At 67.6% G+C, this 23,539-nt stretch carries 24 protein-coding genes; 21 read left to right on the top strand and 3 right to left on the bottom strand.

The features are described from left to right. Window positions 1-2 precede the first annotated feature (2 nt). On the bottom strand, window positions 3-872 hold the full coding sequence (gene cobA, locus B0E41_RS14905; protein WP_077331945.1) for a uroporphyrinogen-III C-methyltransferase: 870 nt from the start codon (window positions 870-872) through the stop codon (window positions 3-5). 218 nt (window positions 873-1,090) lie between these two features. Here cobA and B0E41_RS14910 point away from each other — a divergent pair, with 218 nt between their 5' ends. The 11 genes from B0E41_RS14910 to B0E41_RS14960 all read left to right on the top strand — a co-directional run bounded on the left by B0E41_RS14910 (window position 1,091) and on the right by B0E41_RS14960 (window position 10,795). Beyond that, window positions 1,091-2,815 carry a nitrite reductase gene (locus B0E41_RS14910; protein ID WP_077331946.1) on the top strand — a complete coding sequence of 575 codons (1,725 nt, stop codon included), beginning with the start codon at window positions 1,091-1,093 and terminating at the stop codon, window positions 2,813-2,815. Between the two features lie 164 nt (window positions 2,816-2,979). Beyond that, a complete protein-coding gene (locus B0E41_RS14915) occupies window positions 2,980-3,258 on the top strand; it encodes a c-type cytochrome (protein ID WP_253194896.1) in 279 nt (92 codons plus the stop codon). Window positions 3,259-3,295: 37 nt separating this feature from the next. Then, window positions 3,296-3,601, top strand: a complete 306-nt coding sequence (locus tag B0E41_RS14920) for a cytochrome c (protein ID WP_253194897.1) — start codon at window positions 3,296-3,298, stop codon at window positions 3,599-3,601. Further along, window positions 3,598-4,791: a cytochrome D1 domain-containing protein gene (locus B0E41_RS14925; RefSeq protein WP_077331948.1), complete on the top strand. Its 1,194-nt coding sequence runs from the start codon at window positions 3,598-3,600 to the stop codon at window positions 4,789-4,791. Before B0E41_RS14920 ends, B0E41_RS14925 begins: the two co-directional genes overlap by 4 nt. Before the next feature lie 3 nt (window positions 4,792-4,794). Further along, a complete protein-coding gene (locus B0E41_RS14930) occupies window positions 4,795-5,820 on the top strand; it encodes an Lrp/AsnC family transcriptional regulator (protein ID WP_077331949.1) in 1,026 nt (341 codons plus the stop codon). Then, window positions 5,804-6,304 carry an Lrp/AsnC family transcriptional regulator gene (locus B0E41_RS14935; RefSeq protein WP_077331950.1) on the top strand — a complete coding sequence of 167 codons (501 nt, stop codon included), beginning with the start codon at window positions 5,804-5,806 and terminating at the stop codon, window positions 6,302-6,304. Before B0E41_RS14930 ends, B0E41_RS14935 begins: the two co-directional genes overlap by 17 nt. Then, on the top strand, window positions 6,291-6,773 hold the full coding sequence (locus tag B0E41_RS14940; RefSeq protein ID WP_077331951.1) for an AsnC family transcriptional regulator: 483 nt from the start codon (window positions 6,291-6,293) through the stop codon (window positions 6,771-6,773). Before B0E41_RS14935 ends, B0E41_RS14940 begins: the two co-directional genes overlap by 14 nt. A 15-nt stretch (window positions 6,774-6,788) precedes the next feature. Beyond that, window positions 6,789-8,144 carry a heme d1 biosynthesis radical SAM protein NirJ gene (nirJ, locus tag B0E41_RS14945; RefSeq protein ID WP_253194887.1) on the top strand — a complete coding sequence of 452 codons (1,356 nt, stop codon included), beginning with the start codon at window positions 6,789-6,791 and terminating at the stop codon, window positions 8,142-8,144. Between the two features lie 73 nt (window positions 8,145-8,217). Continuing rightward, window positions 8,218-9,831: a nitrite reductase gene (locus tag B0E41_RS14950; RefSeq protein WP_143433852.1), complete on the top strand. Its 1,614-nt coding sequence runs from the start codon at window positions 8,218-8,220 to the stop codon at window positions 9,829-9,831. After that, window positions 9,828-10,508 (top strand): cytochrome c oxidase subunit 3, encoded by a 681-nt coding sequence (locus tag B0E41_RS14955; RefSeq protein ID WP_253194888.1) that lies wholly within the window; start codon window positions 9,828-9,830, stop codon window positions 10,506-10,508. The genes B0E41_RS14950 and B0E41_RS14955 overlap by 4 nt, the downstream gene beginning before the upstream one ends. A gap of 11 nt (window positions 10,509-10,519) precedes the next feature. Continuing rightward, window positions 10,520-10,795, top strand: coding sequence for a cytochrome C oxidase subunit IV family protein (locus B0E41_RS14960; protein ID WP_077331953.1), 276 nt, complete (start codon window positions 10,520-10,522; stop codon window positions 10,793-10,795). Between the two features lie 4 nt (window positions 10,796-10,799). On the opposite strand, the gene B0E41_RS14965 is transcribed toward B0E41_RS14960, so the two are convergent. Both B0E41_RS14965 and B0E41_RS14970 read right to left on the bottom strand, forming a co-directional pair. Further along, window positions 10,800-11,846 (bottom strand): hypothetical protein, encoded by a 1,047-nt coding sequence (locus B0E41_RS14965; RefSeq protein ID WP_216350766.1) that lies wholly within the window; start codon window positions 11,844-11,846, stop codon window positions 10,800-10,802. Window positions 11,847-11,896: 50 nt separating this feature from the next. Further along, a complete protein-coding gene (locus B0E41_RS14970) occupies window positions 11,897-12,229 on the bottom strand; it encodes an iron-sulfur cluster assembly protein (RefSeq protein WP_077331954.1) in 333 nt (110 codons plus the stop codon). A gap of 140 nt (window positions 12,230-12,369) precedes the next feature. Between B0E41_RS14970 and B0E41_RS14975 the strand changes: the two genes are divergently transcribed. The 10 genes from B0E41_RS14975 (at window position 12,370) to rpsO (ending at window position 23,459) form a co-directional block, all read left to right on the top strand. After that, entirely contained in the window at window positions 12,370-12,804 is a 435-nt protein-coding gene (locus tag B0E41_RS14975) for a cytochrome c (RefSeq protein WP_077332002.1), read from the top strand. Between the two features lie 14 nt (window positions 12,805-12,818). Further along, the gene (locus B0E41_RS14980) at window positions 12,819-14,273 is read left to right on the top strand and encodes a cbb3-type cytochrome c oxidase subunit I (RefSeq protein WP_077331955.1); all 1,455 of its coding nucleotides are present in this window, start codon (window positions 12,819-12,821) and stop codon (window positions 14,271-14,273) included. A gap of 176 nt (window positions 14,274-14,449) precedes the next feature. Further along, window positions 14,450-15,235: a CbbQ/NirQ/NorQ/GpvN family protein gene (locus B0E41_RS14985; RefSeq protein ID WP_253194899.1), complete on the top strand. Its 786-nt coding sequence runs from the start codon at window positions 14,450-14,452 to the stop codon at window positions 15,233-15,235. Window positions 15,236-15,288: 53 nt separating this feature from the next. After that, window positions 15,289-16,233: a 4Fe-4S binding protein gene (locus B0E41_RS14990; protein WP_077331957.1), complete on the top strand. Its 945-nt coding sequence runs from the start codon at window positions 15,289-15,291 to the stop codon at window positions 16,231-16,233. After that, window positions 16,233-18,146 (top strand): VWA domain-containing protein, encoded by a 1,914-nt coding sequence (locus B0E41_RS14995; protein WP_077331958.1) that lies wholly within the window; start codon window positions 16,233-16,235, stop codon window positions 18,144-18,146. Before B0E41_RS14990 ends, B0E41_RS14995 begins: the two co-directional genes overlap by 1 nt. Window positions 18,147-18,329: 183 nt before the next feature. After that, a complete protein-coding gene (locus tag B0E41_RS15000) occupies window positions 18,330-19,037 on the top strand; it encodes a Crp/Fnr family transcriptional regulator (RefSeq protein WP_077331959.1) in 708 nt (235 codons plus the stop codon). A 246-nt stretch (window positions 19,038-19,283) separates the two neighbouring features. After that, window positions 19,284-20,387, top strand: coding sequence for a tRNA (adenosine(37)-N6)-threonylcarbamoyltransferase complex transferase subunit TsaD (tsaD, locus tag B0E41_RS15005; protein WP_077331960.1), 1,104 nt, complete (start codon window positions 19,284-19,286; stop codon window positions 20,385-20,387). A 226-nt stretch (window positions 20,388-20,613) separates the two neighbouring features. Then, window positions 20,614-21,849, top strand: a complete 1,236-nt coding sequence (locus tag B0E41_RS15010; protein WP_253194901.1) for a branched-chain amino acid ABC transporter substrate-binding protein — start codon at window positions 20,614-20,616, stop codon at window positions 21,847-21,849. A gap of 26 nt (window positions 21,850-21,875) precedes the next feature. Further along, complete coding sequence (locus tag B0E41_RS15015) at window positions 21,876-23,066, top strand: pyridoxal phosphate-dependent aminotransferase (RefSeq protein WP_077331962.1); 1,191 nt, start codon at window positions 21,876-21,878, stop codon at window positions 23,064-23,066. Window positions 23,067-23,192: 126 nt separating this feature from the next. Then, window positions 23,193-23,459: a 30S ribosomal protein S15 gene (gene rpsO / locus B0E41_RS15020; RefSeq protein WP_077331963.1), complete on the top strand. Its 267-nt coding sequence runs from the start codon at window positions 23,193-23,195 to the stop codon at window positions 23,457-23,459. The last annotated feature ends 80 nt before the right edge of the window (window positions 23,460-23,539 follow it).

Below are 23,539 nucleotides of genomic sequence, written 5' to 3' on the forward strand. Positions count from 1 at the left end.
CCTCACGCCATCGCGGACCGGTCCAGGACGGCGCTGGCGCTGTCCTGGGGCCGGCCGGCCTGCAGCGCCCGGGCCGGTTCGCGGGCTTGCAGCTGCGCGCGCAGCGCCACCACCCCCCCGATCATGATGAGCGCCGGCGGGCGCACCTGGTGGCGCAGCGCCAGCGCCGGCAGCTCGGCCACCGTGCCGGTGACGCAGCGTTCTTCGGGCATCGTGGCCTTTTCCACCAGCGCCGCTGGCGTGCCTGGCGGCAGGCCGTGGGCGAGCAGCTGGCGGCAGATCTCGGGCAGGTTGTTCACCCCCATGTAGAGCACCACGGTCTGGCGCGGGCGCGCGAGCATGGCCCAGTCCATGTCCAGGCCGTTGTCGTCGCGCGTGTGGCCGGTGGCCAGCACCAGGGCGCAGGCGTGGTCGCGGTGGGTGAGCGGAATGCCCACCGACGCCGCGGCGCCCTGGGCGGCGGTGAGGCCGGGCACTACCGTGAACGGAATGCCTTCGGCGGCCAGGGCCTGGGCCTCTTCGCCGCCCCGACCGAAGATGTAGCCGTCGCCGCCCTTGAGGCGCAGCAGCGAACGGCCGCCGCGCGCCAGCTGGACCATGAGGTCGATGATCGACGCCTGAGGCAGGGTGTGGCGCGAGGACTCCTTGCCCACGTAGATGCGTTCGGCATCGGGGCTGAGATGGTCGAGCACCGCCGGACTCACCAGGTGGTCGTAGAGCACCAGCGTCGCGGCCTGCAGCGCCTTCACGGCCTTGACCGTGAGCAGTTCCGGGTCGCCAGGGCCGGCACCCACCAGCGTGACGGTACCGGGCACCGTGCCCTGCGGGGAACGCTCGGGGAGCAGCAGATGGCCGAAGTGAACCAGGTTCATGGGGGTGCTCCGTTCTCGTGGCGTTTCTTCTCTGGACGGGGCCCATTGTTCTGAGGCCCTGGTGGCCTGTCCTTGAACCAGTTCAAGGACAGGCCGTGTGGCCGCCTTGACGATCTCTCCTGTTCGCCACGGTCCTGGACAGCAACCGGGCGAATGGGTCCAAAGCCCCCACAGGGACGGCCACTTCAACAGCTGATCCACGACGGAGAGAGAAACCCATGAAACCCAGAACGATCATTCGCCTGACCACGCTGGCCATGGCCGCCATGCTTGGCGCCGGTGCCTTCGCGCAGACGACCGACAAGAAGGTCAGCCCGGCCGAGACGAACTACCAGGCGGGCAGTTCCCCCATCGGTGCCGAGGCCATGGTGCAGAGCGTGAACCCCAAGGCGCCGCCCATGACGCAGACCGAGTTCGATGTGGCGCGCAAGGTGTATTTCGAGCGCTGTGCGGGCTGCCACGGCGTGCTGCGAAAGGGCGCCACCGGCAAACCGCTCACGCCCGACATCACCGTGGGCAAGGGCACCGACTACCTCAAGGTCTTCATCGCCTATGGCTCGCCGGCCGGCATGCCGAACTGGCAGACCTCGGGCGAGATGACCGAGAAGGAAGTGGACATGATGGCGCGCTACATCCAGCACGAGCCACCGACCCCGCCCGAGTTCGGCATGGAGCAGATGAAGGCGACCTGGAAGGTGATCGTGCCGCCCGAGAAGCGGCCCACCAGGAAGATGAACAACTACAACATCACCAACATCTTCAGCACCACGCTGCGGGACACGGGTGAAGTGGCGCTGATCGACGGCGACACCAAGAAGATCATCAACATCATCAAGACCGGCTACGCGGTGCACATCTCGCGCCTGTCGGCCTCGGGCCGCTACCTATTCGTGATCGGGCGCGACGCCAAAATCAACATGATCGACCTGTGGATGGAGATGCCCGACAACGTGGCCGAGATCCGCACCGGGCTCGAAGCGCGTTCGGTGGAGACCAGCAAGTTCAAGGGCTTCGAAGACAAATACGCCATCGCCGGTTCGTACTGGCCGCCGCAGTTCGTGATCATGAACGGCGACACGCTGGAGCCGCTGAAGATCGTCGCCACCCGTGGCATGACCGTCGACAAGCAGGAATACCACCCCGAGCCGCGCGTGGCTTCCATCGTCGGCAGCCACTACAAGCCCGAGTTCGTCGTGAACGTGAAGGAAACCGGCCAGACGCTGCTGGTGGACTACTCCAACATCGACGCGCTGAAGATCACCACCATCGGCACCGCGCGCTTCCTGCACGACGGCGGCCTGGACTCGACCAAGCGCTACTTCATGGTGGCGGCCAACAACAGCAACAAGATCGCGGCGGTGGACCTGAAGGAAGGCAAGCTCACGAAGCTGATCGACGTGGGCAAGATTCCCCACCCCGGTCGCGGCGCGAACTTCACCCATCCGAAGTTCGGCCCCGTGTGGTCCACCGGCCACCTGGGCGACGACAGCATTTCGCTGATCGGCACCGATCCCGTGAAGCACCCCAAGGAAGCCTGGAAAGTGGTGCAGACGCTCACCGGCCAGGGCGGCGGTGCGTTGTTCATCAAGAGCCACCCGAAGAGCACACACCTGTATTCGGACTCGCCGCTGAACCCCGATCCAAAGATCTCGCAATCGGTCGCGGTGTACGACATCAACAACCTCGAAAAGGGTTATGTCGTGCTGCCGATCGCCGAGTGGGCGGGCATCAAGGACGACGGCGCCAAGCGCGTCGTGCAGCCCGAGTTCAACAAGGCGGGCGACGAGGTGTGGTTCTCGGTGTGGAGCGCCAAGAACAAGGAGAGCGCGCTGGTCATCGTCGATGACAAGACGCTCAAGCTCAAGGCCGTGATCAAGGACCCACGCCTGATCACCCCCACGGGCCACTTCAACGTGAACAACACCCAGCACGACGTGTATTGACTCCCCCCTGCGCCGCTTTGCGGCTTCCCCCCGGAGGGGGGACGGCCCTGGTGGCCCGGCAAAGCCGGTTCCACGGGGCCCTGGGGTGGGGTCATTTCGTCTTCGTTGTGCTTTTTCTGGAATTTCAAATGAACAAAATTAATGTGTTGTTGCTGGCGTCGTTCATGGCGCTCGGGTCTGGTGCTGCGTTTGCCGATGGCGACGCTGCCTTGACCAAGTCCGGCTGCATGGCCTGCCATTCGAAGGACAAGAAGCTGGTCGGTCCTTCGTTCAAGGACATTGCGGCCAAGTACAAGGGGCAGGACGTTTCGGCCAAGCTGTTCGAGAAGGTGCGCAAGGGCGGCTCGGGTGTGTTTGGCCCGATTCCCATGTCGCCCAACGGCGCCGACAAGATCGGCGACGCCGATCTGAAGGACGCCATCGCGGTGATCCTCAAGTCCTGAGGCATTGATCTTGCGCACCGCCTTGTGTCTGCTGTCGCTGCTGCTGTGGGGCAACGCGCATGCCGCGCCGCCCGACGCGGCTCGCGAGCAGGCGCTGGTGCGCATGGTGCGGCAGGACTGCGGCTCGTGCCACGGCATGCGCCTGACCGGCGGCCTCGGCCCGGCGCTCACGCGCGAAGCCCTGGCCGATGTCCCTCTTGAAAGCCTGGCCGCCGTGATCTTTCACGGTCGGCCCGGCACCCCCATGCCGCCCTGGCGCGCGATGCTCAGCGAGCCCGAGGCGCGCTGGATCGCACAACGCCTGCTCCAGGGCTTTCCTGAAGAAATGGTGAAAGCACCATGAAGCGCCGTGAATGGCTGGCCGCTGCGGCCACCCTGTCTTCCATCGGCGCGCTGGGCCTGTTGCCCGGTTGCGCCTCACCCGTCTTGCGCGGCACCGGCGACCTCGGTGTGGTCATCGGCCGCGCCAACGGCACGCTCTACCTCGTGGACACCACGGCCCAGGCGCTGATCGGCGAGGTGCCCGGCTTGGGCGACCTTTCACACGCCTCGGTGGTGTTCTCGCGCGACGGCCTGTTTGCCTACGTGTTCGGGCGCGACGGTGGCCTCACCCAGGCCAACCTGCTGGAGCGCCGCATCACGCGGCGTGTGATGCAGGCCGGCAATTCCATCGGCGGCGCGATCAGCGCCGACGGCACGCTGGTCGCGGCGCAGAACTACACGCCCGGCGGTGTGAAGGTGTTCGATGCGCGCACGCTGGAACTGCTGGCCGATATCCCCGCCGAGTACGCACCGGGCAAGTTGTCCCGCGTGGTCGGTCTGGTGGACTTGCCCGGCCGGCGTTTCGCCTACAGCCTGTTCGACGCCAACGCGATCTGGGTCACCGATTGTTCGGACCCGCGCCACCCCAAGACACAGAAGTTCGACAACATCGGCCGCCAGCCCTACGACGCGCTGGTCACGCCCAACGGCCGTCACTACATCGCCGGCCTGTTCGGTGAAGACGGTCTGGCCCAGCTGGACCTGTGGGCGGCAGAGCCCAAGGTCCAGCGCATCCTCGGTGGTTACGGCAAAGGCCAGGCGCCGCTGCCGGTCTACAAGATGCCGCACCTGCGTGGCTGGGCCGTGGCCGGGCGCCGCGCCTACCTGCCCGCCATCGGGCGGCACGAGGTGCTGGTGGTGGACACCGAGACCTGGGCCGAAGTGGGGCGCATTCCCGTGGCCGGCCAGCCGGTGTTCGTGATCGCGCGGCCCGACGGGCGCCAGGTCTGGGTGAATTTCGCCGTGCCCGATTACCACCGCGTGCAGGTCATCGACACGCAGAGCCAGCAGGTCGTGCAGACGCTGGAACCCGGCAAGGCCGTGCTGCACATGGAGTTCACCCCGCGCGGTGAAGCAGTGTGGATCAGCAGCCGCGACGACAACCGCGTGAGCGTCATCGACACGCAGAACTTTGCCACCCGCGCGCGGCTGGACATGCCCGCGCCCAGCGGCATCTTCTTCACCGCGCGCGCCGCGCGGGTGGGGTTCTGAAACATGGACGCCCGTTTGCGTCTGCTCAACGACTGGCAGCACGGCTTCCCGTTGTGCGCCGATCCATTTGGTGAGCTCGCCAGCGCAACCGGACTGGACCGCCCGACCGTGATCGAGACCCTGCGCCAGGCCCAGGACGATGGACGCGTCAGCCGCATCGGTGGCGTGTTCGCCCATGGCTCGGGTGGCGATGCGGTGCTGGTTGCCATGGCGGTGCCCGCGCACCGCATCGACACCGTGGCCGCCCTCGTTTCGGCTCACCCCGGCGTCAACCACAACTACCTGCGCGAGCACCACCACAACCTGTGGTTCGTGATGACCGGCGCCCACCGCGATGCGGTGGAAGCCGGCGTGGCCGAACTCGAAAGGGCGACGGATCTGCCGGCGCTGCGGCTGCGCATGCTGCGGCCCTACCGCATCGATCTCGGCTTCGATCTGCGCGGCGACACGGCACAGGCGCCGATGCGCCGCCCGGCAGGCGCACTGAACACAGCGCCCTTGCCGGCCGATCAATGGCCTCTGGCACGCCATGTTGAAGCGGGGCTGTCGCTGGTGGATCGACCGTTCGCTGCCTGGGCCGACGAACTCGATCGTGATGAAAGTTGGATCACACAACGCATCGGCTGCTGGCTGGCCGAGGGCCGGCTCAAGCGCTTTGGTGTGGTGGTGCGACACCACGAGCTGGGTTTTCACGCCAACGCCATGACCGTGTTTGACGTGCCCAACGACCAGATCGACGCTTGCGGCATGGCACTGGCCGAACAGGTGGGCGTGACGCTGGCCTACCGCCGCGCGCGGGCAGGGGGCTGGCCGTTCAACCTCTATGCCATGGTGCATGGAACCCACCGCGATGCCGTGAAAGCGGTGATTGATCGCGTGACACATGCGGCCGGCCTGTCGCGGTTTCCGCGCGAAGTGCTGTTCTCCACGCGCCGGTTCAAGCAGACCGGCGCACGCCGTTTCCGTGGCTGGGCTTCGACCCCTGCCGTGGCCCCTTTGCCGGAGGTGCCCCATGCTGTCGCCGGATGACGCCCGCCTCGTGAGCTTCCTGCACGGCGGCTTCCCGCTGAGCGACCGACCGTTCGCAGACGTCGCGGCGCAACTCGGCTGCAGCGAAGACGCGGTGATCGAACGCCTGCAGCGCCTGCTGTCGCACGGCGATCTCACGCGTTTTGGCCCGCTGTTCCAGATCGAGCGGGCGGGTGGCCGCTTCGTGCTGGCCGCCATGGCCGTGCCCGAAGAACGCTTCGATGCCGTGGCGAAACAGCTCGAAGGCATGAATGAGGTGGCGCACAACTATCGGCGCGAATCGGCCCACCCGGACCAGCCCGGCGCCACGCCGCTCAACATGTGGTTCGTGCTGGCGGTCGAGTCGGCCGAACAGATCGGGCCCGTGGTCGACCGCATCGAAGCGGCCACCGGTTTGGCGGTGTACGCCTTCCCCAAGGAGCGCGAGTTCTTTGTGGAGCTGAAACTGCCCTTGTTCGAGGGAGGCGCCCATGGCACTCGATGAACTCGACCGCCGCCTGATCCGCGCCACGCAGGCCGGCCTGCCGCTGGTGCCGCGGCCCTACGAAGCCGTGGGCGCCACGCTGGGCATCAGCGGCGAGCAGGTGCGCGAGCGCCTGCAGGCCATGCTCGACGCCGGCCTGATCCGCCGCATCGGCGCCGTGCCCAACCACTACCGCCTGGGCTTCACCGCCAACGGCATGAGCGTGTGGGACGTGGCCGACGACGTGGTCGATGCGCTCGGCGAACGCATCGGCCTGCTGCCCGGCGTGAGCCACTGCTACCGCCGCCCAAGGCGCTTGCCCGTGTGGCCGTACAACCTGTTCGCCATGCTGCACGGCCGCTCGCGTGAAGAGGTGGAACAGCAGGCCAGCGAGATCGCTTCGATGCTCGGCAGCGCCTGCCGAGCGCACGACATCCTTTATTCGACCGCGATCCTGAAGAAGACCGGATTGCGGTTGACCGACTCCTGAAACGAAAGCCTCACCATGTTTCGCATCAGCCAGTACATGCGCGAAATCGCCGAAGCCGAACAGACCGGCCGGTACCCGATACCTGCACCCCGCTTGCGGCAGCAGCCCGGGAGAAACGCATCCGACGCGAAGGGCAGCCCGACCCAGGACGCCGCCGGGCTGGCTTCGCCAGACGGCCAGCGTCGCCCCCTTGAGGGGGTCGGGCGAAGCCCGGCGGGGGTGGGCCCAGTTGTGATCTGGAATTTGATCCGCCGCTGCAACCTCACCTGCAAACACTGCTACGCGCTCTCCGCCGACCACGAATACGCCGGCGAGCTGAGCTGGAACGAAGTCGTGACGGTGATGGACGACCTCAAGGCCTTCCGCGTGCCGGTGCTCATCCTCTCGGGTGGCGAACCGCTGATGCGGCCCGACATCTTCGACATCGCGGACCGCTCGCGTGCCATGGGTTTCTACACCGGCCTGTCCACCAACGGCACGCTGATCGACGCCCCCATGGCCGACCGCATCGCGGCGACAGGCTTCAACTACGTGGGCATCAGCCTGGACGGCCTGCGCGAGACGCACGACAAGTTCCGCCGGCTTGAAGGCGCGTTCGACCGCAGCCTCGCCGCCGTGCGCCTGCTGCACGTGCGTGGCGTGAAGGTGGGCCTGCGCTACACCATGACCGCGCTCAACGCGCACGACTTCGCGCCACTGCTGGACCTGATGCGCACCGAGCAGGTGGACAAGTTCTATTTCTCGCACCTCAACTACGCCGGCCGCGGCAACATCCACCGCGGCCAGGACGCGCAGCACCTCGCCACGCGCGAAGCGCTGGACCTGCTCTTCGAGCGCGCATGGGACGCCGCCACCCGCGGGCTGGACGAGGAGTACGTGACCGGCAACAACGACGCCGACGGCCCCTACCTGCTGCAGTGGGTGCAGGCCCGCTTTCCGCGCTGGGCCGACGCGCTGCGCGAGCGCCTGGTGGCCTGGGGCGGCAACAGCAGCGGTGTCAACGTGGCCAACATCGACAACCTCGGCCACGTGCACCCCGACACCATGTGGTGGCACCACACGATTGGCGACGTGCGCCAGCGCCCGTTCTCACAGATCTGGAGCGACACCAGCGAGCCGCTGATGGCGGGCCTGAAAGCACATCCCCGGCCGGTCGAGGGCCGCTGCGCCAGCTGCCGGCACTTCGTCCTCTGCGGTGGCAACACCCGCACCCGCGCCCAGCAACTCACCGGCAACCCCTGGGCCGAAGACCCGGGCTGTTACCTCACCGACGAAGAGATCGGCGCCTTGGCCGGCAGCGACGCGGGCCGCCTCGCGCTCACGCCGTTCCGGAAAATTCATATCCTGCGCCAGGAGACCGACCATGTTTGACACCTCGAAGAGGCCGTTTCGTGAGGTCTTGGCCAACGTCGCACGCGCCTCGCTGGTGCTGGGCCTGTGCTGGATGGGCGTGGACATGGCCAGTGCACAAACGTCGCCCAACGCCGCCGCGCTCTACACCCAGCACTGCGCCGCCTGCCACGGCGAGCAGCGCACCGGCCTCATGGGCCCGGCGCTGCTGCCCGAGAGCCTGGAGCGCCTGCGCCCGGCCGAGGCGCTGAAGGTCATCGCGCAGGGCCGCACCGCCACGCAGATGCCGGGCTTTGCCGCGCAGCTCAGCGCCGCCGACATCGCCGCGCTGGCCGCGCACATCCGCACCCCGGTGTCGCCCGTGCCCGTGTGGGCCGAGGCGGACATCCGCGCTTCGCGCACCTTCAACCCCGCGCCCGCGGGAGAGCCGGCGAAGCCGCTGTGGCGCGCCGACCCCATGAACCTCTTCGTGGTGGTGGAGGGCGGCGACCACCACATCAGCCTGCTCGACGGCGACCGCTTCGAGGTCATCACCCGCTTCCCCAGCCGCTTCGCGCTGCACGGCGGCCCCAAGTTCACGCCCGACGGCCGCTACGTGTTCTTCGGTTCGCGCGACGGCTGGATCATGAAGTACGACCTCTGGCGCCTGCGCGTGGTGGCCGAGGTGCGGGCCGGGCTCAACATGCGCAACGTCGCGGTCAGTGGCGACGGGAGGTGGGTCATGGCCGCCAACTACCTGCCGCACAGCGTGGTGCTGTTCGACGCCGACCTGAAGCTGCAGAAGACCTATGCGGCGGCCACGCTCGACAGCAGGCAGACCTCGCGTGTCTCGGCGGTGTACGACGCCACGCCGCGCCAGAGCTTCGTGGTCGCGCTCAAGGACATCCCCGAACTCTGGGAGATTTCGTACAACCCCAAGGCCGAACCCATCTACGACGGCCTGGTGCACGACTACAAGATGGGCGAGGCCATCGCCAAGCCCGGTTTTCTCGGCGTGCGCCGCACGCCGCTGGACGAGCCGCTGGATGATTTCTTCTTCGACCAGAGCTACCGCCATGTGCTCGGCGCCACGCGCCCCAAAACGGCTGAGGGCTCGGCCACCGCTCAGGTGGTCAACCTCGACGCGCGCCGCAAGATCGCGGACCTGCCCATCGCCGGCATGCCGCACCTGGGCTCTGGCATCACCTTTGCGTGGAACGGCAGCACCGTGCTGGCCTCGCCGAATCTGGGTCATTCGCCGGGCCGCCCCAAGAATGACCGCCCCCCTTGGGGGGAGGGGCTCTCGAGCGAGACCCAGGGGGCCAACAGTTCTGCGGGCGCCATCGACGTCATCGACATGAAGACCTGGAAACCGGTCGCCACCATCCCGACGCCCGGCCCCGGCTTCTTCATGCGCAGCCATGAAAACAGCCGCTTTGCCTGGACCGATTCGATGATGAGCCCGACCGCGAAGGACACCCTGACCATCATCGACAAGACCACGCTGCAACCCGTGGCCACGGTGAAGGAGCCCGGCAAGACGCTGGCCCACATCGAGTTCACGAAAGACGGCCGGTACGCGCTGGCCAGCGTGTGGGAGATGGACGGCGCGCTCATCGTCTACGACGCGCAGACCTTCAAGGAAATCAAGCGCCTGCCCATGAGCAAGCCGGTGGGCAAGTACAACGTGTGGAACAAGATTTCCAGATCTGAAGGCACATCACATTGAACCCCCTGCGACGCTGCGCGTCTTCCCCCTCTCCTGCGGGAGGGGGACGCAGCCAGTGGCCCGGCGAAGCCGGTTCCACGGCTGCCCTGGATGGGGCGCGCGCTTCGGAGAGGCTTCCTTCTTCGCCGCGCCTGGCCGGCGACGGCGTGGTCTGGCTGCTGGTGCTGGCCGAGCTGCTGACCTTCGGTCTGCTGTTCGTGTCGTTTGCATTCGCGCGCTGGCGCGAGCCCGCCGTGTTTGCGCAGGGCCAGGCCGCGTTGAGCCTGCACACCGGCGCGCTCAACACCTTGCTGCTGGTGGCGGCCAGCTGGGCGGCCGTGCGTGCGGTGCGGGCTTTTGAATTGGACCGGGGCGATGCCGGTGCGAACTGGCTGCTGGGCGCGTTGGCCGGCGCCATCGGCTTCCTCATCGTCAAGTCCCACGAGTTTGCGGGCAAGGTGCACGCCGGTTTCGACTGGGCCACCGATGCCTTCACGCTGCTCTACACCCTGCTCACGGGCTTTCACTTCCTGCATGTGGTGGTGGGTGCCATCGTGTTCGCGCTGCTCTGGCGCAAGGCGCGGGCCGGTGCCTACGGCCGGGCCAACCACATGGGCCCCGCCTCGGGCGCGGTGTTCTGGCACATGGTGGACCTGCTGTGGATGGTGCTGTTCCCGCTGGTTTACGTCATTCGATGAGGGGGCAGGGCATGCGATTCACAAGGGCAGACACCGTGTTCGCGCTGCTGGCGATCGCCACGCTGGTGAGCTGGTGGCTGGGTGAGGGCGCGGCCCTCAGTGGCCAGCACCTGGGCACGGCCGCCACCCTGACGGTGCTCGCGCTCGCGGCCTTCAAGGGCGCGCTGATCGCGCTCGACTACATGGAGCTGCGCACCGCACCCGCGCTGTGGCGGCGCGCGGTGGTGGGCTGGCTGGTGGTGGTGATCGGGCTGGTCCTGCTGGCCAGCCTGCTGCCGCGCGCGTGAGCCCTCAGTGCCCGCGCCGCACCGCGCGCACCATCACCGCGCCAAACAACACAAAGGCCAGCGCGTGTCCCGCGCCCGCCACCGCCAGCCCGGCAGCCCAGCCGCCGGGCGCGGCCACGGCCCGCAGCGCCAGGCTCGCCCCCAGCACGCCCAGTGGCAGCAGCGCCCAGCGTGTGGGCTCGGGCCGCCAGCCGGCCAGGGCCGGCAGCATGATGGGCGCGTGGCCGAACACCATGGCCATCACGAAGCCCAGCCACAGCCCGTGCCAGGCCACGGGCTGCCCGGCGAGCCCGAGGCCGGCCGCCAGCAGCAGCCAGACGTAGCCCACCGAAAGGCAGATGGCGGTGTGGCCGGCCCAGCCTTTGGCGCGCCACTGCTTGGTGGCCACATCGAAGCGCAGCAGCCAGAGCGCCAGCGCGCCCAGCGCCAGCCACCACAGCGGCATCGCCACGCCGGTGGCACCGAACGCCGCCAGCGCCACGGCCAGTGCCAACGCAGCCCAGCCGATCAGGAAGGCCTGCGCGCTCCAGCGCGGCAGCCGCACCAGGCGCGTGAGCTCGCGCCGCTCGCCCGCGATGGTCAGCACCAGGAAAGCGCTCCAGCCCAGGCGCGCCAGGTCGATGTGACCGAAGGCAAAGCCCAGCGTGCCCGCCAGCAGGGCCACCGCACCCGAGGCCTCCACAGCGAGCGGGAGCGACATGGCGCGGCGCCAGCCGGCCCAGGCGTACAGGCCCACCAGGCCGGCGGCCGAAACCGCCCACAACACCTCGGCCGGCCGCCACCAGCCGCCGCCCCAGGCGAGCAGGCCACCCAAGGCCGCCAGCGCCGGCACCCAGAGCCCACGGCGCAGCGCCACCGCGCGCTCCAGCGCAATCAGGCTGCCAAAGAAGCCGGCCATCATCACCGCGCCGTGTGCCGCCACGGCCAGGGCGCCGGTGGGGCCGTGTTCGCCCGCGGGCAGGCTGCCCAGCCGCACCAGGCCGCCGCCGAGCGCGCCCAGCAGGTTGAGCACGGCGAGCAGGGCCACGGCCGCGACGGCCCAGCGTGGCAAAGGGGGCGGCTCTGCGGGGCGCCGGGCCGCCGATGCGTTCAGCTTCGGGTTCACCACCCGAAGCGTTCCCGCAACGCGGGGGCCAGGCGTTCGGGCGACCACTCGGTGTCCCAGTCCATCACCGCGTCGGCGGTGAAGCCGGGCGGGCAGATGCGCTGCAGCGCGGCGATGGCGTCGTCGATCATCACGTCGGCCATGGGGCAGGTGGCGCTGGTGGGGATCAGGGTGGCAAGGATGCGGTCGGCCGTGATCTCGACGCGGTGAACCACGCCGAGATCGACCAGGTTCTCGCCCATTTCAGGGTCATCCACCTCGGCCAGCGCGGCCATGGCGGCGGCGTGCAGATCGCCGGACGGGTGAGCGGGAAGGGCGGTGCTGTTCATGTGTTCGGCCTGGTGTGGGGGCGCCTGGCGCCGTTGCAACGAGCTTCCCTGAACAATCTGGGCGCTTCCTTGAACTGGTTCAAGGAACATACCCGAGCAAAAAAGGAGGATACCGCCATCGCCAACCGATGGAGGGTTCCATGAGCCAGAGTCAAAGCGGGTTTACCAAACAGATGGCCCGCAACATGTTTTACGGAGGCAGCGTGTTTTTCGCGCTGCTGTTTGCGGTGATCGTGTTCGACACCGAACAACGCATCCCCGAGCGTTCCAACGCCAAGGCCATCACGCCCGCCGTGGTGGCGGGCAAGAAGATCTGGGAAACGCGCAACTGCATCGGCTGCCACACGCTGCTGGGCGAGGGTGCGTACTTCGCCCCCGAGCTGGGCAATGTCTACAAGCGCCGCGGTGGCGACTTCATCAAGGCCTGGATGCAGGCCATGCCCACCGGCGCACCGCACCGCCGCCAGATGCCGCAGTTCAACCTGAACGAGCAGCAGCTGGGTGACCTGGTCGAGTTCCTGAAGTGGACCGGCGAGATCAACACCGAAAACTGGCCGCCCAACATCGAAGGTTGAGAGGAGAAAACACCATGACCATATCCACACTCAAATACCAGAGCCAGTCGGTCTCCAAGCTCTACTTCATCGCCGCCATGGTGCTGTTCGCGGGGCAGATCATCTTCGGCATCGGCCTGGGCCTGCAATACGTGATCGGGGACCTGTTCTTTCCCTACATCCCGTTCAACATCGCGCGGATGGTGCACACCAACCTGCTGATCGTCTGGCTGCTGTTCGGCTTCATGGGTGCCGCCTACTACATGGTGCCCGAGGAGTCGGAAACCGAGCTCTACTCGCCCTTGCTGGCCAAGGTGTTGTTCTGGATCTTCCTGGCCGCCGGCTCGCTGACCATCGTGGGCTACCTCACGGTGCCCTATGCCAAGCTCGCCGAACTCACCGGCAACGACCTGCTGCAGACCATGGGGCGCGAGTTCCTGGAGCAGCCGCTGCCGACCAAGCTCGGCATCGTGGTCGTGGCGCTGGGCTTTTTGTTCAACGTCAGCATGACGGCCCTGCGCGGCCGCAAGACCAGCATCACGCTGGTGCTGCTGATGGGCCTCTGGGGCCTGGCGATCTTCTTTCTGTTCAGCTTCGTCAACCCGGAAAACCTGGTGCGCGACAAGATGTACTGGTGGTTCGTGGTGCACCTCTGGGTGGAGGGCGTGTGGGAACTGATCCTGGGCGCGCTGCTGGCCTACGTGCTCGTGAAGACCACCGGCGTAGACCGTGAAGTGATCGACAAGTGGCTGTATGTGATCGTCGCCTTCGCGCTGATGACCGGCATCCTGGGCACGGGCCACCACTTCTTCTTCATCGGCCTGCCCGGCTACTGGCACTGGATCGGTTCGATCTTCTCGGCGATGGAGCCCATTCCCTTCTTCATGATGACGGTGTTCGCCTTCAACATGGTGCAGCGCCGCCGCCGCGACCACCCCAACCAGGCCGCTGTGCTCTGGGCCCTGGGCACCGCTGTCATGGGTTTTCTGGGCGCCGGTCTGTGGGGCTTCGCCCACACCCTGAGCGCGGTCAACTACTACACCCACGGTTCGCAGGTCACCGCCGCCCACGGCCACCTGGCCTTCTACGGCGCCTATGTGCTGGTGGTGATCACGCTGATCAGCTACGCCATGCCCACGCTGCGCGGCCGCATCGCCAACAGCCAGAAGGCCCAGGCCTTCGAGATGTGGAGCTTCTGGATCATGACCATCGGCATGGGGATCATGGTGCTGGCCCTCACCGGCGCCGGCATCCTGCAGGTGTGGCTGCAACGCATGCCCACCGAAGGTGCCATGGGCTTCATGGCGACGCAGGACCAGCTGGTGCTCTTCTACTGGGTGCGCATCGCCGGTGGCGTGGTGTTCCTGCTCGGCCAGTTCACCTACTTCGCCAGCTTCTTCGTCGGCGGTAAACACGTGCTGAAGGACAGCGTCACGACCACCACTTCCGGTGGTGGCATGCTGAACGCTCTCCCGGCTCAACGCGCCTGAGATGAAACACCCCCGCGCCGCCTTTGGCGTCACCCCCTCCAGGGGGCGATGCCAGCCGACTGGCAAAGCCAGATCGGCGGCATCCCCGGCTGGACCGATGCAGGCGGCGCAGGTGTTGAGAACACGCATATGGAATGAGTTTGTCAGTCATGGACCACAGTGAACAGCAGCATCTGATGCAGGTACCGTTCTACGCCGAGCAGGCGGGTGAGGCCACGCTCTTCGAGCACGCCTTCCGCCAGCGCCTGCCGGTGCTGATCAAAGGCCCCACGGGTTGCGGCAAGACGCGCTTCGTCGAGCACATGGCTTCGCGCCTGGGCCGACCGCTGATCACCGTGAGCTGCCACGACGACCTGAGCGCGGCCGACCTGGTAGGGCGCCATTTGATTGGGGCGGAGGGCACCGTGTGGCAGGACGGGCCGCTGGCCCGCGCCGTGCGCACCGGCGCCATCTGCTACCTCGACGAGGTGGTGGAAGCCCGCAAGGACACCACCGTGGTGCTGCATCCGCTGGCCGACGACCGGCGCGTGCTGCCCATCGAACGCACCGGCGAACAGCTGGTGGCGCCACCCGGTTTCATGCTGGTCATCAGCTACAACCCGGGCTACCAGAACCTGTTGAAGAGCCTGAAACCCAGCACCCGCCAGCGCTTCATCGCGCTGAGCTTCGGCTACCCCGAGCCGGCGGTGGAGCGCACCATCATCGAAGCCGAAACCGGCGTGAACGCCGCGCTGGCCGACCGCCTGGTGCGGCTGGCCACGGCCCTGCGGCGCCTGACCGACCACGACCTCGAAGAGACCGCGAGCACGCGCCTGCTGGTGATGGCTGCGCGCCTGGTGGCCAGTGGCCTGCCGCTGCACACGGCCTGCCGGGCGGCCATCGTGGACGCCCTGACCGACGACGCCGAGACCGCGGCCGCACTCGATGAGGTGGTTCTTGCCGTCATCGGATCGACCGGCTGACCATTCCTGTTTTGCGGCGGCGGCGCTGCGCTCCCTCCTCTGTTTGTCACACCATGCAACGCCGCCGCCTCTTCTTTCAACTCGGCTTTTTCGCGCTGTTCCTGCTGGCGCCCGCGCTGGACCTGCTGCGCTTCGACCTCAATGAAGCCCAGCTCTGGTTTCTGGGCCAGCGCTGGAGCCTGGGCATCGACGCCTTCAGGGCCGGCGAGATCACCGCCAACGAGGCGGCGATGCGCATTTTTCTGCGCGCCTTCCTTCCCGCCATCGTGGTGGCCGTGGCCTTTCTGGGCGTGGCCTGGCGCTACGGCCGCCTGTATTGCGGCTGGCTCTGCCCGCACTTCACCCTGGTCGAAACGCTCAACACCGCGCTGCACCGCGCCTGCGGCAAGCTCAGCGTCTGGGACAAGCACCGCACCACCCGCGCCGGTGTGGAGCCCTCGGCGCGCTGGTGGCCAGTCTTTGGTGGGCTGTGCCTTGCCTTCGGCTTCATGTGGGCCATCACGCTGCTCACCTACCTGCTGCCGCCAGCCACGATCTGGGGCAATCTCTTCGCCGGCACGCTCACGCCCAATCAGGCCCGCTTTCTGGTCATCGGCACCGCCGTGTTCACGGCCGAGTTCGGATTCGCCCGCCACCTGTTCTGCCGCTTCGGCTGCGCGGTCGGCCTGTTCCAGAGCCTGGCCTGGATGGCGAACCCCAAAGGCATGGTGGTCGCGTTCGACCGCGACCACGCGCGCGACTGCCGCACCTGCACCACGGCCACCCACCCGCAAGGCTCGGCCTGCGACAACGGCTGCCCGATGCGCCTGCACCCGCGCAACATCAAACGCATGATGTTTTCGTGTGTGCAGTGCGGCCAGTGCCTGGACTCGTGTGAAGAAACCCAGAGCGCGCAAGCGCGCGCGCCGCTGCTGCAGTGGAAGGTCGGCGCGGACGCGGTGCGCGAAACCCTGCGACAGCGCAAGGCCGAACTCGCGCAACAGAAAGAGAGCACCTGATGGAAGAGTGGGTCGGCCAGCAATGGCACCGTTTCATCCACCGCGCGGCGAGCCGCCAGCACGCGCACGCCGCCGTGCACCTGCCCGATGTGCAGCGCGCCGTCGGCATGCTGTTTCGTGCCGCAGGGGGTGCCCATGGCGTGCGCCTGGCGCCCGCCACCGACAGCCGCAGCGGCGGCCCGCGCGACTGGCTGCAGCGCATCGCGGGCAGTGGCACGCACGCGGCCACCGGCCGGCTGGAGACCGAGGCGCTGTCGCTGCCGTCGACCGTGGCCGTGTTCGATGACGTGGCGCTGAATCGCGCGCTCTACCTCTGGCTGGCGGCGCAGGGCGCCTGCATCGAGGCCACCGGCGACTGGCTGGGCGACAACGTGCGCGCCAGCGCGCAGGTGCTGCGGACCTTCCCCGGCCTGGTGGCGCGCCATCAAGATCTGCTCGCCGCCCAGCTCGCGCTGCGGCCGGATCCGGCGCGTCTCAAGGGTGCGGCGGCCGAAGCCGAACGCAGCGTGCAGCAGGCGCTGCGCGGTGTGGCGCCCGCCACGCGCAGCGGTCTGCAACCGCAGGACGTGGCACCGGTCTGGCTCTGGCTCGACGCTGGTGGCGAGCCCGCGGCGGCGGTGGCCCGGCCCGATGGCGAGCAAGCGACGGGCGATGCCCGCAAACCCGCTGTTCAGGACGCGCGCCGCCGCCGCGCCCAGACCGTGAGCGATGAGCGCGACAAGGCGCCGCTCATGATGTTTTTCCGCGCCGAGTCCATCCTGTCCTGGGGCGAGTTCGTCAAGGTCAACCGCGCCAGCGACGACGATCCCGACGACAACGCCGCTGGTGTGGCCAACGACATGGATGTGCTGGCGGTCGCTCCCGACGGGCAGAGCACCGCCGCGCGGGTGAAGTTCGACCTGGACCTGCCCAGCGCCGCCGCCGACGACCGGCCGCTCGGCCCCGGCATCCGCCTGCCCGAGTGGGATTTCCGGCGCAACGCGCTGCTGCCCGAGCACTGCGCCCTGCAGACCCTGGTGGCCACACCCGCCGAGTCCTATGTGCCGCCCACGGCCTTGCGCACCACGGCGCGGCGCGTGCGCCGCCGGCTGGAAATCCTGCGGGCGGGCACCGGCCGGCAGCGCGCGCAACCCGAAGGCGACGAGATCGACCTCGACGCCTGGGTGCGCCACCGCGTCGACGCGGCCGGTGCGCCGCACAGCGAATCGCCGGCCGTGTTCACCCGGCGCGTGCGCACCGAGCGCAGCCTGGCCACGCTGCTGCTGGCCGACCTCTCCCTCTCAACAGACGCACACGTGTGGACCCCCAGCCGCGATGCGGCGGCCCCCCGAGGGGGCATGCCCCGGCCTTGGGGCGGTCCGGCGCCCGTGGCTGCCACGCAGACGGCGCGTGTGATCGACGTGATCCGCGAAGCGCTCTACGTGTTTGGCGAAGCGCTCAGCGCCAGCGGCGATCCGTTCGAGATGCTGGGCTTTTCGTCGGTGCGGCGGCAGAACGTGCGCATCCAGCATCTGAAAGGTTTTGACGAACCGTGGAACGCAGCGGCGCGAGACCGCGTGGGCGCCATCAAGCCCGGCTACTACACGCGCATGGGTGCGGCGATCCGCCTGGCCACGCAGCGCCTGGGCGAGCGACCGGAGCGGCAGCGCCTGATGCTGATCCTGACCGACGGCAAGCCCAACGACCTCGACGTGTACGAAGGCCGCTACGGCCTGGAAGACACGCGCCACGCGGTGCAGGCCGCGCGCGAGGCCGGGTTGATTCCGTTCTGCATCACCATCGACGAAGCGGCCCACGACTACCTGCCCATGCTGTTCGGCCAGCAGGGCTATGCGCTGGTGCACCGGCCGCAGGATTTGGTGGACCGGCTGACGGGGGTTTACACACGTTTCATGCGCCAGGCGGCCCACTGAGACCGCTTTGCTTTCAAAGCGATAACGGCGTTGCTCAGCCTTGCCGTGCTGCAGCACTGTCTGCGGCATCGCGCCTTGCTCTCACTTTGAATGCAAACCGGTCTGAAAGCCACGCCAAGCGGGTACAGTGCGAGGCCGCTCTCCCCCAACATCCCGACCTTGCGTGTCCCGCGCGCCCCGGCCATGGACCTTGCCCAGTTCGACTTGCCCCGTTACCTCTCCATGTTGCCGCTGTTTCAGGAAATGAAACCGCCCGAGCTGCAACGCCTGGGCCAGGGCAGCCGCCTGCGCCAGTTGGCGCGTGGTGACGAGGTGTTCCACATCGGCGAGCAGTGCAACGAGTTCCACGTCACGGTTTCCGGTCAGATCAAGCTGTTCGCTATTTCACCGGCCGGGCAGGAAAAGATCATCGAAATCGTCGGGCCGGGCAACAGTTTCGCCGAGGCACTGATGTTCACCGACAAGCCCTACTTCATCAACGCGCAGGCGTTGACCGACACGCTGCTGCTCAGCGTGTCCAAGCAGAGCGTGTTGCAGGAGATCGAAACCGATCCGCGCTTTTGCATGCGCATGCTCGCGGGCCTGTCGCGGCGCCTGCACGGCCTGGTGAACGACGTGCAGGCCTACGCGCTGCACAGCGGTGTGGAACGCGTCATCGGCTACCTCATGCGCGACCTGCCCGATGGCGGCAAGGGCGGCGCGGAGGACGAGCTCGCGCAACGCGTGACCCTGCCGGTGAGCAAGGCGGCCATCGCCTCGCGCCTGTCGATGACGCCCGAGTATTTCTCGCGGGTCCTGCACGAGCTGGAGGCCAAGGGCCTGATCGTGATCGACAAGCGCGACATCCACATCCCGGACCCGCAGCGGCTGACTGGATACCCGTTGAGGTAGGCATCCCCCGCGCCGCTTCGCGTGCCTTGCAGGCCGCGCCACCGTCGGAGCCGGTGTCACTTCGGGCTGTCCAAGTCTGCGCAGGCAGACTCGGAGCCGCTGCCCTCAGCCCCCCAGGGGGCGATGCGAGTGGCCCGGCGAAGCCGGCTCCACCGCATCCTGAGCGAATGCACACGCGCCTGGAAGGCGCTTGCACACTTTGCGCCGAGGCCGGTCCTGTGAGATCGACCACTTAAACTCCCCGCCATGTTGATTCTGGGATTCGAATCGTCTTGTGACGAAACCGGCGTGGCCCTGGTGGATGCCAGTGGCAGCGCCGTGCCGCGCCTGCTCGGCCACGCGCTGCACAGCCAGATCGAGATGCACCAGGCCTATGGCGGCGTGGTGCCTGAGCTGGCCAGCCGTGACCACATCCGCCGCGTGCTGCCGCTGACCGACGCCGTGCTGGCGCAGGCCGGCTTGCCGCTCTCCGCCGTGGACGCCATCGCCTACACCCGGGGGCCGGGCCTGGCCGGCGCGCTGCTGGTCGGCTCCGGGGTGGCGTGTGCCATGGCCATGGCGCTGGGCAAACCGGTGCTGGGCGTGCACCACCTCGAAGGGCATTTGCTCTCCCCGTTCCTGAGCACCGATCCGCCCGAGTTTCCGTTCGTTGCGCTGCTGGTGTCGGGCGGCCACACGCAACTGATGCGGGTGGACGGCGTGGGCCACTACGAGCTGTTGGGTGAAACCATCGACGACGCGGCTGGCGAGGCCTTCGACAAGTCGGCCAAGCTGCTCGGCCTGGGTTACCCCGGTGGCCCGGCGCTGTCTCAGCGGGCGGAGCAGGGCAGTGCCACCGCCTACAAATTTCCGCGCCCGCTGCTGCACAGTGGCGATCTCGATTTTTCATTTGCCGGCCTGAAGACGGCGGTGCTGACCCAGGTGAAGCGCCTGGCCCACGCGCGGCCCGAAGGCCCGGCCACGCCGCAGCTGGCCGAGGCCTTGAATGCCGCGCAGATCGCCGACGTGGCCGCCAGCGTGCAGGCCGCCATCGTCGAGGTGCTGGTGAAGAAGTCGCTCGCCGCCATCGAATCTACCGGGCTGAACCGCCTGGTGGTCGCTGGAGGGGTGGGTGCGAACGCCTTGCTGCGTGAGCAACTCAACGCCGCCTGCGAGAAGCGGCGGGTGCGCGTGCACTACCCGGAGTTGCACCTGTGCACCGACAACGGCGCCATGATCGCGCTGGCCGCCGGCCTGCGGTTTCAGGCGGGGTTGTTGCCCACGGGCGCCGCTGGCGCGGGTTACCACTTCGACGTGCGGCCCCGCTGGCCTCTGTCTGAGCTGACTTCCGCGACCACGCCCGCGGCCTGAATACTGGGGCGGGGTAATGAAGATAATTATGAATTACACTCCGCCACCCTGTCGCTCAGGCGACTGAACGGGTGAGCGGCCCTGGTGGTCCTCGGGCCACCCGGCTCGGCTGGCCGCAACGCTGCGGCGACCCGCCACAACCACGGAGTTTTCCATGACATCGCGACTTCCCCTGCGCCGCAGCGCGCTCGCCACTTTGCTCGTCTCGTTGTTGAGCGCGGCGGTAATGGGCCTTCCTGCTCAGGCGCAGACCGCGCCCGAGGCGGGTGCACCCATCCGCATCGGCATGATCGAGGGCCTGTCGGGCCCGTTCGCCAACACCGGCGAGGCGGTGTACCGCAACCTGGTCTGGGCCACCGAACGCGTCAACGCCCGTGGCGGCGTGAAGCTGCCAGCCTCGCAGGGCGGCAACCGCCCGCTGGAGATCGTGCGCTTTGACAGCAAAGGCCAGACCGAAGAGGCGCTGTCGGCCCTGCGCTCGGCGGTGGACCGCGACATCACGGTGGTGACGCAGGGCAACTCGTCCGCCGCGGCGTCGGGCCTGATCGACGCCATCAACAAACACAACCAGCGCGACCCGGCGCGCCAGGTGCTGTTCCTCAACTACTCGGCCATCGTGCCGGCGCTGACCAACGAGCAGTGCAGTTACTGGCACTTCCGCTTTGATGCCCATGCCGACATGCGCATGACCGCGCTCATGAGCGTGCTGCGTGAGGACAATGCGCTCAAGAGCGTTTACCTGATCGGCCAGGACTACAGCTTCGGCCAGGCCGTGCTCGGCGAAGCACGCCGCCAGCTTGCCGCCCAGCGGCCCGACGTGAAGGTCGTCGGCGACGAACTGCACCCCATGGCCCGCGTGAAGGACTTTGCGCCCTACGCCGCCAAGATCAAGGCCAGCGGTGCGCAGGCCGTGCTCACCGGCAACTGGGGCAATGACCTGACCCTGCTGGTCAAGGCCGCGCGCGAAGCGGGCTTCGACGGCACGTTCTACACCTTCTACGGCAACGCGCTGGGCGCTCCGGCCGCCATTGGCGACGCCGGCACCGGCAAGGTGATTGCCGTGGCGGACTGGTTCCCCAACGTGCCCACCAAGGAGTCCGAGGCCTTCTACCAGTCGTTCCGCCAGCGTTTCCCCAACCCGACCGACGACTACGTGCACATGCGCATGCAGCTCATGGTCGAGTCGCTGGCGCAGGCCATCGAGCGCGCCGGGTCGGTGAAGGCTGCCGACGTCGCGGCGCAACTGGAAAAGGCCGAGGTCAAACTCGCCGGCCAAACCGCCCGCATGCGCGCCGGAGACCACCAGTTCCAGCAGCCGCTGGTCGTGGCGGTGATGGACCGCCTGGGTGCGCCTGGGGTGAAGTTCGATGTCGAAGGTTCGGGTTACGGTTTTCGCGTCATCCGCAACCTGACACCTCTACAAGCGGAGCTGCCTCACAGCTGTACGATGCAACGGCCCTGATCGAGGGCCGTCATTGAGGAGCTTTCATGCGGGCAGTGGTGGAGAGTCTGGAAGAGTCGCGTATTCGCGAGGTGGCCAACGAGGGACTGGGCCGCATCGACGTGCTCAAGTTCTGGTTTGGCGAGAGCGACGAGGTGACGCCGGCTTTCATTCGAGAAGCGGCCATCGCGTCGCTGCACGCGGGTGAAACCTTCTACGCCCACAACCTGGGCCTGACCGAACTGCGCCAGGAGATCGGTGTCTACACCCACGGCCTTCACCCCCAGCACACCACCGACCACTGGTTCGACCGCATTGCCGTCACCTCCGGTGGTGTCAACGGCCTGATGCTGGCGTCGCAGGCACTGGTGAACGCGGGCGACGAGGTGGTGGTGGTCACGCCCGCATGGCCCAACCTCGTGGCGCAGCCGAAGATCATGGGTGCCACGGTGAAAACCGTGCCGCTCAAGGTGGTGCAGCAAGGCGGCAACGCCGGTGCCTGGGCGCTGGACATGGAGGCGCTGCTGGCGGCTGTCACACCTGCCACGCGCCTGCTGATCGTCAACGCGCCCAATAACCCGACCGGCTGGACGTTGAGCCACGACGAGCAGGTCACCATCCTCGCGCACTGCCGCCGCACCGGCACCTGGATCCTGGCCGACGAGGTGTACGAGCGCCTCTACTACGCGCCCGATTCGCCCAATGGGGCTGCGCCCAGCTTTCTCGACGTGTCAGAGCCCGAAGACCGCCTCATCGTCGCCCACAGTTTTTCCAAGAGCTTCCTCATGACCGGCTGGCGCCTGGGCTGGTTGGTGCTGCCCCCGTCGATGACCCACGCGGTGGGCAAGCTGATCGAGTTCAACACGTCGTGCGCGCCGGTGTTTGTCCAGCGCGCTGCTGCGGTGGCGCTGCAGCGGGGTGCGGATGTCACGCCCGGGTTGGTGGCGCATCTGCAAACCTGCCGTGACACGCTGGTGCCGCTGCTGAAAGCCGTGCCGGGCGTGACGCTGGCGGAGCCCAAAGGTGGCATGTATGCCTTTTTTCACCTGGATGGGCACGACGACTGCCTGGACACCGCCAAGCGCTTGGTCCGCGAAGCGGGGTTGGGGCTGGCGCCCGGCAGCGCTTTCGGCCCGGAGGCGGCCGGATGGCTGCGCTGGTGCTTCGCCAGTCGCGATCCCCAGCGCCTGGTGCAGGGCGTGGAGCGCTTGCGCACCTGGCTGGCAGCGCAGCGATGACGTCCACTGGGCTATAATCTGCGGTTGCCGTCTTTCTAGAAGGCAATTCACGCCCGCTGCGGCGGCCGGACCTCAATCAGGTGGTGGCAGGCTGCGACGGGACGCATGTAACCGACAGGAATCATCATGATTGAAAAAACCGTCAAGGCCGCTGTAGTGGCCGACAACGCCCGCGCTGCCAACGACACTGGCAGTCCCGAAGTGCAGGTCGCTATCTTGACCGCACGCATCAACGAATTGACCCCCCACTTCAAGCAGCATGCCAAAGACCACCACGGTCGCCGCGGCCTGCTGCGCATGGTGAGCCGCCGCCGCAAGCTGCTGGACTATCTGAAGTCCAAGAACGCCGACCGTTACATCGCCTTGATCGCGAAACTGGGTCTGCGCAAGTAATTTTGGACGGGGCATGACGCGCAAAACGCCTGAGTTGGTTCGCTGGCTCGGGCGTTTGTCGTTTGTCTGCCACCTTTTTT

Origin of the sequence: Hydrogenophaga sp. A37, assembly GCF_002001205.1 — a bacterium.
Lineage (GTDB): Bacteria > Pseudomonadota > Gammaproteobacteria > Burkholderiales > Burkholderiaceae_C > Hydrogenophaga.